14 protein-coding genes are annotated in these 15,600 nt (G+C 41.7%); 5 read left to right on the top strand and 9 right to left on the bottom strand.

Annotated elements, in window-relative coordinates:
• Positions 1–38 precede the first annotated feature (38 nt).
• The 9 genes from miaA to cutA all read right to left on the bottom strand — a co-directional run bounded on the left by miaA (position 39) and on the right by cutA (position 9,631).
• Positions 39–956, bottom strand: coding sequence for a tRNA (adenosine(37)-N6)-dimethylallyltransferase MiaA (gene miaA, locus L3Q70_RS01225; protein WP_083515228.1), 918 nt, complete (start codon positions 954–956; stop codon positions 39–41).
• Between the two features lie 15 nt (positions 957–971).
• The gene (gene mutL / locus L3Q70_RS01220) at positions 972–2,810 is read right to left on the bottom strand and encodes a DNA mismatch repair endonuclease MutL (RefSeq protein ID WP_237114723.1); all 1,839 of its coding nucleotides are present in this window, start codon (positions 2,808–2,810) and stop codon (positions 972–974) included.
• Between the two features lie 23 nt (positions 2,811–2,833).
• The gene (locus L3Q70_RS01215) at positions 2,834–4,141 is read right to left on the bottom strand and encodes an N-acetylmuramoyl-L-alanine amidase (RefSeq protein ID WP_228074507.1); all 1,308 of its coding nucleotides are present in this window, start codon (positions 4,139–4,141) and stop codon (positions 2,834–2,836) included.
• 69 nt (positions 4,142–4,210) lie between these two features.
• Positions 4,211–4,681 (bottom strand): tRNA (adenosine(37)-N6)-threonylcarbamoyltransferase complex ATPase subunit type 1 TsaE, encoded by a 471-nt coding sequence (tsaE, locus tag L3Q70_RS01210; RefSeq protein ID WP_062567170.1) that lies wholly within the window; start codon positions 4,679–4,681, stop codon positions 4,211–4,213.
• Between the two features lie 137 nt (positions 4,682–4,818).
• Positions 4,819–6,159: an acetyl-CoA carboxylase biotin carboxylase subunit gene (gene accC / locus L3Q70_RS01205; protein ID WP_062568261.1), complete on the bottom strand. Its 1,341-nt coding sequence runs from the start codon at positions 6,157–6,159 to the stop codon at positions 4,819–4,821.
• Between the two features lie 23 nt (positions 6,160–6,182).
• Positions 6,183–6,647 carry an acetyl-CoA carboxylase biotin carboxyl carrier protein gene (gene accB, locus L3Q70_RS01200; RefSeq protein WP_237114722.1) on the bottom strand — a complete coding sequence of 155 codons (465 nt, stop codon included), beginning with the start codon at positions 6,645–6,647 and terminating at the stop codon, positions 6,183–6,185.
• 31 nt (positions 6,648–6,678) lie between these two features.
• Complete coding sequence (gene aroQ, locus L3Q70_RS01195) at positions 6,679–7,131, bottom strand: type II 3-dehydroquinate dehydratase (RefSeq protein ID WP_062568259.1); 453 nt, start codon at positions 7,129–7,131, stop codon at positions 6,679–6,681.
• Between the two features lie 350 nt (positions 7,132–7,481).
• Positions 7,482–9,311, bottom strand: a complete 1,830-nt coding sequence (locus L3Q70_RS01190) for a protein-disulfide reductase DsbD (RefSeq protein WP_237114721.1) — start codon at positions 9,309–9,311, stop codon at positions 7,482–7,484.
• Positions 9,311–9,631 (bottom strand): divalent-cation tolerance protein CutA, encoded by a 321-nt coding sequence (cutA, locus tag L3Q70_RS01185; RefSeq protein ID WP_237114720.1) that lies wholly within the window; start codon positions 9,629–9,631, stop codon positions 9,311–9,313. Before cutA ends, L3Q70_RS01190 begins: the two co-directional genes overlap by 1 nt.
• A gap of 159 nt (positions 9,632–9,790) precedes the next feature.
• On the opposite strand from cutA, the gene L3Q70_RS01180 reads away from it, so the two are divergent.
• The 5 genes from L3Q70_RS01180 to L3Q70_RS01160 all read left to right on the top strand — a co-directional run bounded on the left by L3Q70_RS01180 (position 9,791) and on the right by L3Q70_RS01160 (position 15,591).
• Positions 9,791–10,267, top strand: a complete 477-nt coding sequence (locus tag L3Q70_RS01180) for an FxsA family protein (RefSeq protein ID WP_237114719.1) — start codon at positions 9,791–9,793, stop codon at positions 10,265–10,267.
• A 141-nt stretch (positions 10,268–10,408) separates the two neighbouring features.
• Complete coding sequence (locus L3Q70_RS01175) at positions 10,409–10,696, top strand: co-chaperone GroES (protein WP_237114718.1); 288 nt, start codon at positions 10,409–10,411, stop codon at positions 10,694–10,696.
• Between the two features lie 51 nt (positions 10,697–10,747).
• On the top strand, positions 10,748–12,394 hold the full coding sequence (groL, locus tag L3Q70_RS01170; RefSeq protein ID WP_062568254.1) for a chaperonin GroEL: 1,647 nt from the start codon (positions 10,748–10,750) through the stop codon (positions 12,392–12,394).
• 225 nt (positions 12,395–12,619) lie between these two features.
• Positions 12,620–13,252 carry a biliverdin-producing heme oxygenase gene (locus tag L3Q70_RS01165; protein WP_237114717.1) on the top strand — a complete coding sequence of 211 codons (633 nt, stop codon included), beginning with the start codon at positions 12,620–12,622 and terminating at the stop codon, positions 13,250–13,252.
• Positions 13,249–15,591 (top strand): ATP-binding protein, encoded by a 2,343-nt coding sequence (locus L3Q70_RS01160; RefSeq protein WP_237114716.1) that lies wholly within the window; start codon positions 13,249–13,251, stop codon positions 15,589–15,591. Before L3Q70_RS01165 ends, L3Q70_RS01160 begins: the two co-directional genes overlap by 4 nt.
• The last annotated feature ends 9 nt before the right edge of the window (positions 15,592–15,600 follow it).

Below are 15,600 nucleotides of genomic sequence, written 5' to 3'. Positions count from 1 at the left end.
GAACTAATTTAACAAAGCTAAAAATTTTTCAACTACTACTAGCTTAGCGAACTTACTACACGTTGCAAGTTTTCTTCATCACCCGTGGCCAACCATGTAACATCAGGCCAACCTCTTAGCCAAGTTAACTGCCGCTTGGCAAGCTGGCGCGTGGCAGCAACACCACGAAAGACCATTTCATCATAGTCAATTTCGCCTGCAATGTAATCCCACATTTGTCTATAACCTACGCAACGAATCGAAGGTAGATCTGGGTGTAAATCCTTACGTTTATATAGGGATGAAACTTCATTTTCAAACCCCTGTTCAAGCATTATTTTAAACCTTTTCTCAATTCGCTGATGTAAAACGCTGCGATCGGCAGGCGCGATAGCAAATTGATGAAAAGTATAAGGAAGCGCTGGCTGCTTTTGTTTTTGTAACTCTGTCATTGTTTTGCCAGTTATACGATAAACTTCGAGCGCACGATTAATACGTTGTGAATCATTTTCACTTATTTTACTCGCAGCCTCAGGATCGATTTTAACGAGCTCTGCGTGCAAATGCGGCCAACCAAACTGCTTTGCTTCCTTTTCGAGTTCAGCCCGCACTTCGGGTGATGCCTCTGGTAGTGGCGACAAACCATCAATCAATGACTTAAAGTACATCATTGTACCGCCAACTAATACAGGTACTTTACCTTGCTTATGAAATAGATCAATCTTTTCAATCGCATCGCGACGAAAATCAGCAACTGAATAACTTTCTGCAGGATCAATAATATCGATTAGATGATGAGGCGCTCGCACTAATTCATCAGCATCTGGTTTAGCTGTACCAATATTCATATCTTTGTACACCAGCGCTGAATCTACACTGATTATTTCTGTGTTTAAATGCTCACACAGCGAAATTGCTAAGTCTGTTTTCCCTGCTGCGGTTGGTCCCATTAAAAAAATGACGGGTAAGTTATTCAAGCCTAAATACCTTGCTTAGTTTAAAAACTGAGATAGTTCTATTTTAACTGCTTTTTGACGTAAACGTTGCATAGTTTGTGGATTATTTTCTAACCGAGTCACTTGTTCCATAAAGGCTTGGCTTGTGTAATAACGTGTCGGAATTTGCTGTGTTAACCATTCTAGCCATTCATCCAGTGAACTTGGCGATGTTTTGCAAGCAATGATAAGTCGCTCAATGGCATTACTAACATCAAGTAAATACATACAAGGCGGAAGCTTTTTAACCATCACAAATTGCTTTTCAATCACTAAATCAAAACCTAGCAGGGTAAACCACGACTGCTGAGCATTTAAAGCACTAATATCATCAGCATGTGTGTTTACTCGTACAGGTAACAACAAAGCTTTGCCATCAAGACTGCCAGCTTGCTCTACTTGCGCTTGCCAGTCGAGCGCTAAAGCATGCTTAAAATGCGCAGCAAATAGTTGCTTGTCTTCACTAAATACGCATTCACCTTCGCGTACGTGAATAAGTTTGGCAAGTTTTGTTTGCTCCACTACCGGTGCAGCAATGCTTGGCTCAGGCCGTACTTGATCAAAATGCGCAGCATGTTGCTCACTGATCCCTTGATAAAAAGCATTCACATCTTGATGTGATGCTTTACTGCGTCCTTGGCTATCGCGACTAAACCCCCCTCCCGAACGCCCTGCTGTGCCAGAGTAACTCGCTGAGCGTGTTGGCTGTAACTCTGATTTAGGATAATCATACTGCTCTGTAGGCGCTGATGCAGTATAGCTTAACTGCGAGCTACTCTGACTCAACTCTTCAAACGGGGCCTGCTGAAAAGCAGTGTCATTGTGCTCAGTAAAACCAGCTTCATGCTGCAGCGGCACCACAACTTGTTTTATTGCCTGCAAAATAAAGTCATGCACTAAACGCCCTTGATGAAAACGTACTTCATGCTTGGCTGGATGCACATTTACATCGACCTGACGTGGGTCAATATCAATGTAGATAACAAAGCCTGGTAGTTCTTCTGAGCCTGCAACTTCTTCAAATGCTTGGCGAATCGCGTGTAAAATGAGCTTGTCGCGCATCATGCGGTTATTCACATAGGTATACTGAGTCGTATTGCTTGACCCAACAGGCAATACCCAGCCTCTTAGCATTAACCCTGCTTCACCAGATTGAATATGCAAACCTTGTTCACTAAAGATTTTACCGGCAACTTGTGCAACACGGCTAATTGCTTGCTCTGGGTTAGGCTTTGCACGGTATTGACGCACCACTTTGCCGTTATGCGTTAACGTAATTGAGACATCAAACCGGCTCAATGCAATCCGCTTTATAAGCTCATCAATATGTGAAAACTCTGTTTTTTCTGTACGCAGAAATTTACGTCGTGCGGGGGTGTTAAAAAATAAATCTTTAACTTCAATAGTGGTGCCATCTGGGTGGGCTGTTGGTTTTATTTGCACAGCCATATCACGCCCTTCTGCAAAGGCTTGCCATGCAGCTTCTTGCTGTTTTGGCTTTGAGCTCAAAGTTAAGCGCGATACTGAACTAATAGATGCCAAGGCTTCACCACGAAAACCCAGTGAACAAATGTTCTCTAAGTCATCAAGTGATTTTAGTTTACTCGTGGCATGGCGTGACAAGGCTAATGTCAGCTCGTCTTTATTAATGCCTGAGCCATTATCACGAATGCGAATAAGCTTGTGGCCACCACGTTCAATGTCTATTTGAATGCGCGTTGCGCCGGCATCTAAACTGTTTTCGACTAGCTCTTTAACAACCGAGGCTGGTCGTTCAACCACTTCACCCGCAGCAATTTGGTTAGCCAATCGCGCGGGTAGTATTTCTATACTCATAGTGTTCCTAACGCAAAAATTGATTAGCTTTGCGGAATATCAAGCTCTTGACCAATAAACAGGGTATTCGATTTTAAGTTGTTGGCCGTTTTTAACTTACTAACGGAGGTATTGTATCTGCTTGCCAAAATACTTAATGATTCACCTGGACGTACTTTGTGTTTAGTCGGAAACTGCGCTTTTAACTTAGCAAATAACGAGTCGTCTGGCGGGTTTTGCATATAGTAATTTTTAATCGAGGTGAAAATTGCTTTTGCTAAGCGCTCTTGATGCTGTGCTGTTTTTAGCATTCGCTCTTCACGCGGGTTCGAAATAAACCCAGTTTCGACCAAAATAGACGGAATATCTGGAGATTTCAATACCGCAAGACTTGCCGCTTGAGGGTGCTTTTTGTGCATTTTAGCAACTTTTTTTAATTCACTAACAACTTCTTGTGCAACACTAAAGCCTGTTTTCATCGAGTGATCCATCGACATATCTAACAGTGCTTGCGCTAAATATTTTTCGCTCGCAGTATCTTTTAATACCCCAGCAGCACCACCTAAAAGCTCGGAATGTTTCTCTTTATCCTCAATCCATTTACCAATTTCTGAATTAGCACGGCGCAGTGAAAGCACCCATACTGACGCACCATTTGGTTGCGGGCTAGTAAAGGCATCGGCATGGATCGACACAAAAAAGTCGGCTTTTTTCTTACGAGCAATGCTGGTTCGGGTGTTTAAATTTACAAAGTAGTCACTGCGGCGCACCATACGCGAGATCATTCCTCGTTCAGCGTCTATCATGCGCTCTAAGCGCTTCGCTATTTGTAGCGTGATATCTTTTTCATAGGTACCTGAGGGGCCAATTGAACCTGGGTCTTCACCACCGTGACCCGCGTCAATAGCAATGACGATATCACGTTCTTGATGAAGCTCTCGTTTTTTCACACTCGTGTTAGTTGAAGCAATCGGTTCTGCATTCGGTGTTTTATCTACAAGGTCAACCACTAAGCGGTGTTTGTATGGTTCGGTAGGCAATAAAGCAAACACAACCGGTTTACTGGCGCGCGCGAGTTCAAAAACAAAACGGACACTTTTACTATCTTTTGGCTTTGAGTAACGCAGTTTTGAAACTATCTGATGCTTTTTAGGAATATTAGGCAAGCTATCTAGCTTATTGGTATTTTTTAAGTCAACCACTAAACGGGCTGGGTTTTTTAGCATAAAATAACTAAAATCAGGCTTCTCGTTCAAATCAAAGACCACACGAGTGCTGTCAGGAGAGGGCCAGACACGTACGCTATTAATTGTATTTTGTGCAAACGCAACTTGGCTTACAACCAAAAACATTAAGATAGTTAATAGTTTAAATGTACAACGACCCATTTTTGCTCATACACCTTTATTTTTATCTGTTTATTATTGCGTGCTCTTCAACTTCTCTACAATCGAATGACCACGCTCTGTTAAACTATTTATTAAAATAGCACGTGCTTCACCTTCATAACGTAATGTAACATCAAGATCTGGCGTGGGTATAAACTCCCCCCCTTTTTCAGGCCACTCTACTACGCAAATAGCGTGTGGGGAAAAATAGTCACGGATCCCCATATACTCAAGCTCTTCAGGGTCACCCAAGCGATATAGATCGAAGTGATAAATATCAGCTTTATCTAACTGGTATGGTTCAACCAGTGTATAAGTTGGACTCTTAACCTTACCTTGATGACCAAAACCTTGCACAATACCACGCGTTAAGGTGGTTTTACCGGCACCTAAGTCTCCATGTAAATAAATCACAGCTCCTTGCTCCATTAATTTTGCAAGTTGCTTGCCCATATTTACCGTTGCGGCTTCATCTGCCAATGCAAAGCCAACACTGTTGGTCATTATTACCTCATGAAATACTTGAAACACATTACTTTATTAATCATACCAGAATATTTTTTTAAGGCGAGAATCAGGCGAACCATGAGTCAGAAACAAAAAAAACCGGCAAGTTGCCGGCTTTTTCAATTTAAAACGATTTACAGACCTAATTTCTTCTCTAGATAGTGAATGTTTGTTCCACCATTTTGGAAGTTTTCATCTGCTAAAATTTTCTTGTGCAGTGGTGTATTCGTCTTAATACCATCAATGACTAATTCATTTAACGCATTACGTGAACGAGCAATTGCTACATCACGGTTTTCGCCATAACAAATAAGCTTACCAATCATTGAATCGTAATGAGGAGGTACTGTGTAATCTGCATAAATATGGCTGTCCCAACGAATACCTAAACCGCCTGCAGGGTGGAATCGCGTGATTTTACCTGGTGATGGAATAAAGGTTTCTGGGTCTTCTGCATTAATACGGCACTCAATTGCATGACCGCGAATAACCACATCTTCTTGTGTGAATGACAATGGCTGGCCAGCTGCAATCTTTAGTTGTTCTTTGATTAAGTCAACACCAGTCACCATTTCTGTTACTGGGTGCTCAACCTGAATACGTGTGTTCATTTCAATGAAATAGAACTCGCCGTTTTCATATAAGAACTCGAACGTACCTGCACCGCGATAACCAATTTCGATACATGCACGAGTACAGCGGTCGCCGATAAATTTACGCATTTCAGCAGTGATACCTGGCGCTGGCGCTTCTTCAACTACTTTTTGGTGACGACGCTGCATTGAACAATCACGCTCACCTAAATGAACCGCATTACCTTGACCATCGGCAAGTACTTGTACTTCGATATGACGTGGGTTTTCAAGGAATTTCTCCATGTAAACCATGCCATTACCAAAGAACTGTTTCGCTTCTTGCTGAGTAAGAGCAATTGAATCGATTAGTTCTTTTTCACTGCGAACAACACGCATACCACGACCGCCGCCGCCGCCTGCTGCTTTAATGATTACAGGGTAACCAATACGCTTAGCAATTTGGATATTACGTTCGCTGTCAGCCGTTAATGGACCATCAGAGCCTGGTACACAAGGCACGCCTGCTTTACGCATTGCTTCAATTGCCGACACTTTGTCGCCCATTAAGCGAATAGTGTCACCTTTAGGACCGATGAAAACAAAGCCGCTTTGTTCAACCTGATCTGCGAAATCCGCATTTTCAGATAAGAAACCGTAACCTGGGTGAATCGCAACCGCATCTGTTACTTCTGCCGCAGCAATGATACGTGGAATATCTAGGTAACTTTCAGACGCGGCTGGTTTACCAATACAAATTGTTTCGTCTGCCAGTAACACGTGCTTAAGATCACGGTCTGCCGTTGAGTGCACAGCAACAGTTTTGATCCCAAGCTCTTTGCAGGCGCGCAATACGCGAAGTGCAATTTCACCTCGGTTTGCAATGACTACTTTATCTAACATAGAGTTGGCCTTTTGTTGCGCTATTATTCAATGATGAATAAAGGTTGATCGAATTCTACCGGCTCGCCATTTTCAACTAAGATAGCTTTTACTGTGCCTGCTTTATCAGATTCGATTTGGTTCATCATCTTCATTGCTTCAACGATACATAACGTATCGCCAACATTTACTTTTGAGCCTACTTCTACATAAGGTGCTGCTTCAGGAGAAGCTGCTGAGTAGAATGAACCAACCATAGGTGATTTAACTTGGTGGCCAGTCGGTGCAGCTGGAGCAGCCGCTTCTGCTGCTGGTGCCTCTGCTACTGGAGCTGGTGCCGCTACAGGTGCTGGTGCAGCGTACTGTTGAGGTGCATAATGCATTGCAGGACCTGCACTCATATTATTACGGTTAATGCGTACTGACTCTTCACCTTCAGTAATTTCTAATTCAGCAATACCCGATTCTTCTACTAGTTCGATAAGTTTTTTAATCTTGCGAATATCCATTAAACGACCCGCCTGTTAGTTTATTTAAAAATTATTGTGTGTTTTGCAATCGGTTAACAGCAGCTTCCAACGCTACTTTATAACCCATTGCACCTAATCCAATTACAACGCCTTGTGCTACATCCGAAAAATACGAATGATGACGAAATGCCTCACGAGCATGTACATTACTTAAATGCACCTCGTAAAAGGGAACGTCTATACTCAATAATGCATCTCGCAATGCGACGCTGGTATGCGTATAGGCTGCAGGATTGATAATAATTGCATCAACCGCTTGCCAAGCTTGGTGAATACGCTCAATGAGCGCGGCTTCACTATTGCTTTGAAAATGCGCCAAATCAACATTGTGACCAACAGCGACCTTGCTAAGTTCAGCCATAATCTCGTCAAGAGACTGTGTGCCGTACTTTTCAGGCTCTCGCTTGCCAAGCATGTTTAAATTAGGCCCATTTATAACTAAAAGCTTTAATTTTGCAGCCATAATACGCGATATATCCTTTAAGTAACTAGTTTAACTATATTCACTCTAAACCCTTCCTTAACTTAAGGGCTCAAATGAAAAATAGCAACTATTTCTCACGTTAACCACCTATTATAGATATTTCGACGTAAATAGCAGCAAAATACTGGTCTAATCACTACCCAAATAAGTGAAGAGCAGGTATAGCAAGGCACACAACTTCGTTAGGAAAGTGCTTTGAGTCTAAACAAAACTAGTTACTCTCAAAAAAAACAATCCAAATATATTAGATTTGCAAATTGAAAGTGGTATAAAAAACGAAAACGCCACTCGAATGAGTGGCGTTTTAAAATTTCGCTGCAAAGTTACGCTTATTTTGCTGTTTTTCGTACTTTTGCTAAATGCTCAGCAAAATCTTTGGCATTTAAAAAACCTGTTACGCGTTGCTCAACTAACTCATTACCTTGTGTGTCGAAGAATAAAATACTTGGTAAACCAAATACGGTGTACTCTTCCATCAGCTCGATGGTTTTAGCGTCACTTTCAGTTAAATCAACTTGAATCAGTTCAAAATGTGCAAACTCGCTTTGTACAGCTGTATCTGGGAAAGTGTAATGTTCAAACTCTTTACACGCGACACACCAGTCGGCATATAAGTCGACCATCACTAAACGCCCTTCGCTACTTGCCTGAACAATCTCTTCTTTCAATTCAGTTAAATTAGCAACTTGTTTAAAGCCATGTGTTTGCGCTGATGCTCCGGCAACAGAAGCTTGGCTAGGCCAAAAATAATTTTTTGTTAAACTCGCACCAGTAACAACTAATAAAGTTGCAGCAAACCATAATGCAGTTTTTAACTTGCCCTGTGATTGCCCACTTTGCCAATGGTGTAAATACAACGCCGTTGCAAGTGCTAACAATCCTGCCATCAGCCAAATAATGTCAATATCGACAATACGCTCTAGCAGAATAAGCGGCACAACGAGCATGATAAAACCAAACAGGGTTTTTACTTGCTCCATCCAACCACCCGCTTTGGGTAATAGCTTACCGCCTGATGTACCTAACAATAACAAGGGTATGCCCATGCCTAAACTCAGCACATACAAGGTTAAACCACCCACTAGGTAGTCACCGCTTTGCGCTACATATAAAAGTGCTGCCGATAGCGGTGCTGTTGTACACGGTGAGGCTATCAAGCCAGATAAAACCCCCATCATAAAGACGCCAACATAATTACCGCCTTTTTGCTGGTTGCTTACCTGTGTGAGCTTATTCATCATGCCACTTGGCAGCTTAATTTCGTACCAACCAAACATCGACATTGCTAAAAGTACAAATAAAATACTAAAGCTAATAAGCACTGTCGGGTGTTGTAAATACCCTTGCACTTGGCCACCCAGTGACGCAACCACTAACCCTAATGCAGCATATGTGACGGCCATGCCTTGCACATAAACAAACGACAACGAAAACGCCTTTTTGGTTGATAGGTTTTGCTGACCCGCGATCAAGCTAGACAAAATAGGGAACATCGGAAATACACAAGGTGTAAACGCAAGGCCAATCCCCACTAAAAAGAAAATAACGAGATTGGTAAGTAGTCCTTGTGATGCCAATTTATCAGTATAAGATTGCTCTTGAGCTGGCTTGGCGCTCTCATCAATAGTCGTTTGGTTTACAGTCGGTGACTCAGCATTTACACCTAATGCAGCTAAGGCGTTACTTGTTGACGCATTGTCTGAAACTTGTTCACCAGCAATCACAGATAGGGGAATAGTACGCACTTCTGGTGGATAACAAAGCCCCGCTTCAGCGCAGCCCTGAAAACGTACTTTTACAACCGCTCCCTCAGTAACATTATTGACTTTATTGATAATACTGAGAGAATTAAAAAATACCTCAGTCTTTCCAAAGAACTCATCTTCGATGATGACTCCCTCACCCAGATCAGGCGTTTCAATGTCAGCGCCTTTTGCGATAATTTCAATTTTCTTTTTATACAAATAGTAATCTGGCGCAATATCCCAACCAATAAATAACGTTTTGCCTTGCTGATCAAAGTCAAAAACAAATGCTTGATCAACGGGTAAAAAGGTTTGCTCAGCGGGTTGCTGTAACAAGTTTCCGAGTAAGTTGCTATTACTTGCACTGGCTGGCATTAGCCATAGCGCACAGAGTAATAAAAAGAACGATCGCATTAACTGAGTACCTCATCCATCCAATTAAAATAGGCTAAATTGCCTGTAGCAACATCAACGACCTGAATTTCAGGTATCTCATAACTATGCAACTTCTTGATAGTTTGGATCACCTCATTCATTTTTTCTGACTTAGTTTTAATAAGTAACTTGCTTTCTGTTTCACTCGTTACCTCACCTTCCCACATGTAAATGGACTCAACAGTTGGCAAAATGCTCACACACGCAGCGAGTTTCTCTTTCACTAAATGTTGTGCTAACTGACGAGCCTCTGCTTCATTTGCGCAGGTCGTAAAAATAAGTCGAAAATGCGTTGTCATAAGGAACCTTTATTTGATTACTCGAGTCGCACCATAGTAGCCGATAGCGGATACAATGTGTAGCGGCGACAGTGATCCATGGTTCCACCTTGAAAAAAGACCTGTTCACCCTTATTTATATTTCATTGACTCGTAAGAGTGGCATTTTTAGAGAGTGTTATGTTTAGATTTTTGTTTTTATTATTTATTTTAGTGCCCATCGTGGAGATTGCTTTACTCATCCAAGTGAGTGAAGTGTTCGGCGGCTTTGCCACCATAGCACTTGTGATTGTGACCGCCCTAGTTGGCGCGAAATTAGTGAAGCAACAAGGTATAGGCGCCATTCAAAACGTTCAATTACAGATGGCACAAGGACAAATGCCAGCAAAAGAGTTATTTACTGGATTATGTGTGATTATTGCCGGTGTTTTACTCGTTACACCTGGCATCATGACTGATGTTTTTGGCTTTTTATTGCTAACACCTGCTATTCGTAACAAGCTTGCTGCAAGCCTTGCGAGTCAAGCAACGGTGCGTATGAGTTCACAAGCAAATCACAGCTCTGCTCACTTTCAATATCACAGCAAAACCCCACAACATGAAGAGCCAACTCACCAACCAACAACGATTGATGGTGAGTATGAAAGAAAAGATTAAAATTTTTTAATTTTTATACTTGGATTTTTTTAAGCCACCCCCATTATTGAAGGCAATGAAATGCATCGGGTGGCTCAACCTCCCCTGCAAAACACACGATTTTTTCTGTACTGTTCAGAAACTGTTAGGAGAACTAAATAAATGAACATTCGCCCTTTACATGATCGCGTCATCGTTAAGCGTCTAGAAGAAGAAACTAAGTCTGCTGGCGGTATTGTATTAACTGGCTCTGCAGCTGAAAAATCAACGCGCGGAGAAGTAATCGCTGTTGGTAATGGCCGTATTTTAGACAACGGTGAAGTAAGAGCTCTAGAAGTAAAAGCTGGTGACACAGTGCTATTCGGCTCATACGTTGAAAAAACTGAAAAGATCGAAGGTCAAGAGTACCTGATCATGCGTGAAGACAACATTCTATGCATTGTAGGTTAATCCTACTTTTCGTTTAGCAACCCGTTTATAGAATTTAAGAGGAATTTAATCATGGCAGCAAAAGAAGTACTTTTTGCAGGTGACGCACGTGGCAAAATGCTAACTGGCGTAAATATTTTAGCAAACGCAGTGAAAGTAACTTTAGGTCCTAAAGGCCGTAACGTTGTATTAGATAAATCATTCGGCGCGCCAGTCATCACCAAAGATGGTGTATCTGTCGCTAAAGAGATCGAGCTTGAAGACAAGTTCGAAAACATGGGCGCACAAATGGTTAAAGAAGTAGCGTCTAAAGCGAATGACGCAGCAGGTGACGGTACAACAACTGCAACAGTATTAGCGCAAGCTATCGTAAACGAAGGCTTAAAAGCGGTTGCAGCGGGTATGAACCCTATGGACCTTAAGCGCGGTATCGACAAAGCGGTCATTGCAGCAGTTGAAGAGCTTAAAGCGCTTTCTGTTCCATGTGCTGATACAAAAGCGATTGCACAAGTAGGTACTATTTCAGCTAACTCTGATAAAGAAATCGGTGACATCATTGCACAAGCAATGGAAAAAGTGGGCCGTGATTCAGGCGTTATCACTGTTGAAGAAGGTCAGTCGTTAGAAAACGAATTAGACGTAGTGGAAGGTATGCAGTTTGACCGTGGTTACCTATCTCCTTACTTCATCAACAACGCTGAAAAAGGTGCAGTAGAGCTAGACAACCCTTACATTCTACTTGTAGACAAAAAAGTATCTAACATTCGTGAGCTACTACCTACATTAGAAGCGGTTGCTAAAGCAAGTAAGCCATTACTTATCATTGCTGAAGACCTAGAAGGTGAAGCACTTGCAACACTTGTTGTAAATAACATGCGCGGTATCGTTAAAGTGTCTGCGGTTAAAGCACCAGGTTTTGGCGACCGTCGTAAAGCAATGCTACAAGACATCGCAGTATTAACCGGCGGTACTGTCATTTCTGAAGAAATCGGTTTAGAGCTTGAAAAAGCAACTATCGAAGACCTAGGTACAGCGAAGCGCGTTGTGATCACTAAAGATGACACAACGATCATCGACGGTGCAGGTGAAGAAGACGGCATCAATGGTCGTGTTGCACAAATCAAAGCACAAATCGAAGAAGCGACGTCTGACTACGATAAAGAGAAACTACAAGAGCGTATGGCTAAACTAGCTGGCGGTGTTGCAGTAATCAAAGTTGGCGCAGCGACTGAAATCGAAATGAAAGAGAAGAAAGACCGTGTTGAAGATGCACTACACGCAACTCGCGCAGCGGTTGAAGAAGGTGTAGTACCGGGTGGTGGTGTTGCATTAGTACGTGCAGCAAGCAAACTTGCTGAACTACTTGGTGACAATGAAGACCAAAGCCACGGTATTAAAGTTGCACTACGTGCGATGGAAGCACCACTTCGTCAAATCGTGACTAACGCAGGTGACGAAGCATCAGTTGTCGTTAACTCTGTAAAAGGTGGTGAAGGTAACTACGGTTACAATGCAGCATCTGGTGAGTACAACGACATGATTGAAATGGGTATCTTAGACCCAACTAAAGTAACGCGTTCTGCACTACAGTACGCAGCTTCAATCGCGGGTCTTATGATCACAACTGAAGCAATGGTTGCTGAGATCCCGAAAGATGAGCCAGCTGCTCCAGATATGGGCGGCATGGGCGGCATGGGTGGTATGGGCGGCATGATGTGATAAACATCCCTTCCTAAGCACTTTGCTTAAAAACCCAGCTTCGGCTGGGTTTTTGCTTTTTATTTTAAAACAATCACTTGCTAGCATGATAAGCGATTTAAAATAAGCGCAGCTTAGTTATCACTCACCTACTAAAGTCTTAAATTTCTATTTTACATACTTGTACCTAAGTATATACTGGTCAAAGTACGTCACACATGCACTAAAAAAGCCTTCAGGATAATAATGGATTCAGCTGTATTACACGCCACCGAAATAATTAGAGATAGCAGTCAACTTAACATTCATACTTTTATAAAAAAGAGTACCGACCCGCTTCACTCTCATGTAGAAAAACAACTCGGTGCGGTATTGTTCGATAAAAATATGACGCAGCAATCGTATTTAAACATTTTAATCGCGATGCGTAATAGCTATTCAATAATGGAGCACTCTGTATCAGCTTATGGTGCCACTCAGCAACTGCTTATTGGCCGCAGTAAGCTTGGTTGGTTAGATCAAGATATTGCTTATTTACTGGCATCCCAAAAAGCCTCATCTGCTAATTTAAACAAGCACGTTGATCTAAATAATATCCATAACGTATCACAAGCATTCGGAATGATGTATGTAATGGAGGGTGCCACTATGGGTGGGGGTCACATATTTAAAGCGCTTAAAAAGCACAGTTGGATAAATGAGCTTGAAGGGATCCGCTTTTTTTATAGTTATGGCGATCTCAGAGGTGAAAAGTGGGCTCAATATATACAAGCACTAAAACAGTATCATAACCATAATCCACATTCAGCTGATGATATTTTATTGGGAGCGAACACCGCATTTAGCGTAATCTCTCAATCACTTGGAGATATAAATTGAGCACTAAGTTTGAAGTCTCATTAGATAATTGCCATAAAGAACCCATTCATATTCCAGGCTCTATTCAACCGCATGGCTACTTGCTTGTTGTTGACCCTCAAACACTCAAAGTATGCTATTTCAGCGAAAATATTTTACTACTTTTAAACACACAAAAAGAGCGCTTATTAGGCTCGCATATCAGAGATATTTTTGAACCGAGTACATCCAACATCATCGAGAGAAATAAAGCTGAGCGAGACTTCCATACTATTAACCCCCTTACCATTGAAATAAAAGGCAAATCGGACGACACTTCGATTAAAGGGGCTATTTCTCGTAACGATGAATACCTACTAATTGAACTTGAGTTTAATAAAAAGAAAGAGCACTCAAGTTTCGACCCTATGAACTACTTGATGAAGCAGTCACTTCATTTGATTGCGGATTCAAAAGAGCTAAGCTCATCATACGACACGGCGGTAAAAGAGGTTCGCAACTTAACCGGCTTTGATCGCGTGATGCTCTATCAGTTTGATCATGAATATAATGGTCAGGTCGTGGCAGAAGCCAAAAAAGATGAGTTAAACTCATTTTTGCACCAACACTTTCCCGAGTCCGATATTCCAAAACAGGCGCGTGCTTTATACTTACGTAACCCTATTCGGTTACTTGCCGATGTAGATGCTGAGGTATCACCTATTTACCCACAAGATAAGCCGGTAGATTTAAGCACGTGTATAATAAGAAGTGTATCCCCTATCCATTGCCAATACTTGCGCAACATGGGGGTTAAAGCATCAATGTCCATCAGTATTATTATTGCTGGTAAATTATGGGGACTGATTGCTTGCCACCATTATTCAAGTCATGTTGTTCCATTTGAAGCACGCCAAGTTGCGCAATATATGGGCTTGATGCTGTCTTATATTATCTCACTGAAAACACAATCAGTTGAAGCAATTCAAGAGGCCAATGCCACTTCAATCAGTGCAGAAATAGCTGAGCACATGTCTGAAGAGGTCTTTTTTATTGATGGTTTACGCAAACAAGCCCCTGCTCTGCTTAGCATGCTAAACGCAGATGGCGTTGCATGGCGACTAGAAAAAGACATTGAAAGTTTTGGTGATGTGCCCGCAAACGATGATATTAATGATTTGTTTGAATGGATAAAAGAACACCATCTAGAAGATGAGTTACTTTATCATAATCATCATTTATCTAATGAGCATGCTGACTTTAATAAGTTTGCTAATGTGGCAAGTGGCGTGCTTGCTATGCCCATCTCTACGAATGAAAACCTATTTATTATGTGGTTTCGTAAAGAGGTCATTGAAACAAAGAACTGGGGAGGGAAACCCGAAAAAATAATTGAGTTTCTTGATGACGGTAGTCATCGCCTGATGCCTCGTAGCTCGTTCCGCTTATGGCAAGAAAATGTTCGCAATAAGTGCACTCCTTGGAAAGCCAACGAAATCTCTTGCGCGTTAAAGTTTCGCAATCATTTGATTAATCATGTAATCGAAAAGTCAGAGCGACTTAAAAAGCTAAACAACGTGTTAGAAACTAAAGTGAATGAGCGAACCGTCGCTTTAAAAGCGGAAATACTCACCCGACAACAAGCCGAGCTTGACCTTGAAATCGCGCTTAGAACCGCTGAAGAGTCTAACAAAGAGTTGGAACGTTTTGCTTTTGTTGCGTCTCATGATTTACAAGAGCCGTTACGTAAAATCCAAATGTTCGGTGATCGCCTGCAAAACTCTAAAGAACAGATTGGAGAAAGAAACGCTTCGTATATCTCACGTATGATGGACTCTGCTGAAAGAATGCAAAAACTCATCAAAGGGGTACTGAGCTTTTCTAGGATCAATCGAAAAGGTGAAGATTTTCGTCGCTTCTCAGCACAAGAGATTTTAGATGATATTCTTGATGACCTTGAGCTAATTATAGCTGACAAGTCAGCGGTGTTTCACATCGAAGAGGTTGGTGAGATTTATGGCGACAAACGACAAATCCAGCGTTTGTTTCAAAACTTAATTCTCAATGCACTTAAGTTTAGCCACCCAAATCAGCCACCCATTATAGAAATTAAGTTAGTTGAGCGAACAGATGAGCATATTGTTATCGCTGTTGTTGATAACGGAATTGGCTTCAATAGCGAGTTTAAAGACAGAATATTTAACCTTTTTGAACGGGTTCACTCTAAACATGCCTACGAAGGAACAGGCCTAGGCTTAGCAATTTGTAAGAAAATAGTTGAACGTCATTATGGTTCAATTACAGCACAAGCGAGTATCAATGAAGGCGCGCAATTTTACGTTACTTTGCCGCTAAAAGAAGTAGAGTTAACTCAACTTTAGTATTTTACC

The organism is Pseudoalteromonas sp. CF6-2 (assembly GCF_021729425.1).
Taxonomy (GTDB): Bacteria; Pseudomonadota; Gammaproteobacteria; order Enterobacterales; family Alteromonadaceae; genus Pseudoalteromonas; species Pseudoalteromonas arabiensis.
This window is presented reverse-complemented; position numbering and strand designations above follow the sequence as displayed.

Coding starts and splice junctions, on each gene's coding strand:
- mutL (WP_237114723.1), bottom strand. CDS start 2,810: ATGAGTATAGAAATACTACCCGCGCGATTGGCTAACCAAATTGCTGCG.
- L3Q70_RS01215 (WP_228074507.1), bottom strand. CDS start 4,141: ATGTTTTTGGTTGTAAGCCAAGTTGCGTTTGCACAAAATACAATTAAT.
- tsaE (WP_062567170.1), bottom strand. CDS start 4,681: ATGACCAACAGTGTTGGCTTTGCATTGGCAGATGAAGCCGCAACGGTA.
- accC (WP_062568261.1), bottom strand. CDS start 6,159: ATGTTAGATAAAGTAGTCATTGCAAACCGAGGTGAAATTGCACTTCGC.
- accB (WP_237114722.1), bottom strand. CDS start 6,647: ATGGATATTCGCAAGATTAAAAAACTTATCGAACTAGTAGAAGAATCG.
- aroQ (WP_062568259.1), bottom strand. CDS start 7,131: ATGGCTGCAAAATTAAAGCTTTTAGTTATAAATGGGCCTAATTTAAAC.
- L3Q70_RS01190 (WP_237114721.1), bottom strand. CDS start 9,311: ATGCGATCGTTCTTTTTATTACTCTGTGCGCTATGGCTAATGCCAGCC.
- cutA (WP_237114720.1), bottom strand. CDS start 9,631: ATGACAACGCATTTTCGACTTATTTTTACGACCTGCGCAAATGAAGCA.
- L3Q70_RS01180 (WP_237114719.1), top strand. CDS start 9,791: ATGTTTAGATTTTTGTTTTTATTATTTATTTTAGTGCCCATCGTGGAG.
- L3Q70_RS01175 (WP_237114718.1), top strand. CDS start 10,409: ATGAACATTCGCCCTTTACATGATCGCGTCATCGTTAAGCGTCTAGAA.
- groL (WP_062568254.1), top strand. CDS start 10,748: ATGGCAGCAAAAGAAGTACTTTTTGCAGGTGACGCACGTGGCAAAATG.
- L3Q70_RS01165 (WP_237114717.1), top strand. CDS start 12,620: ATGGATTCAGCTGTATTACACGCCACCGAAATAATTAGAGATAGCAGT.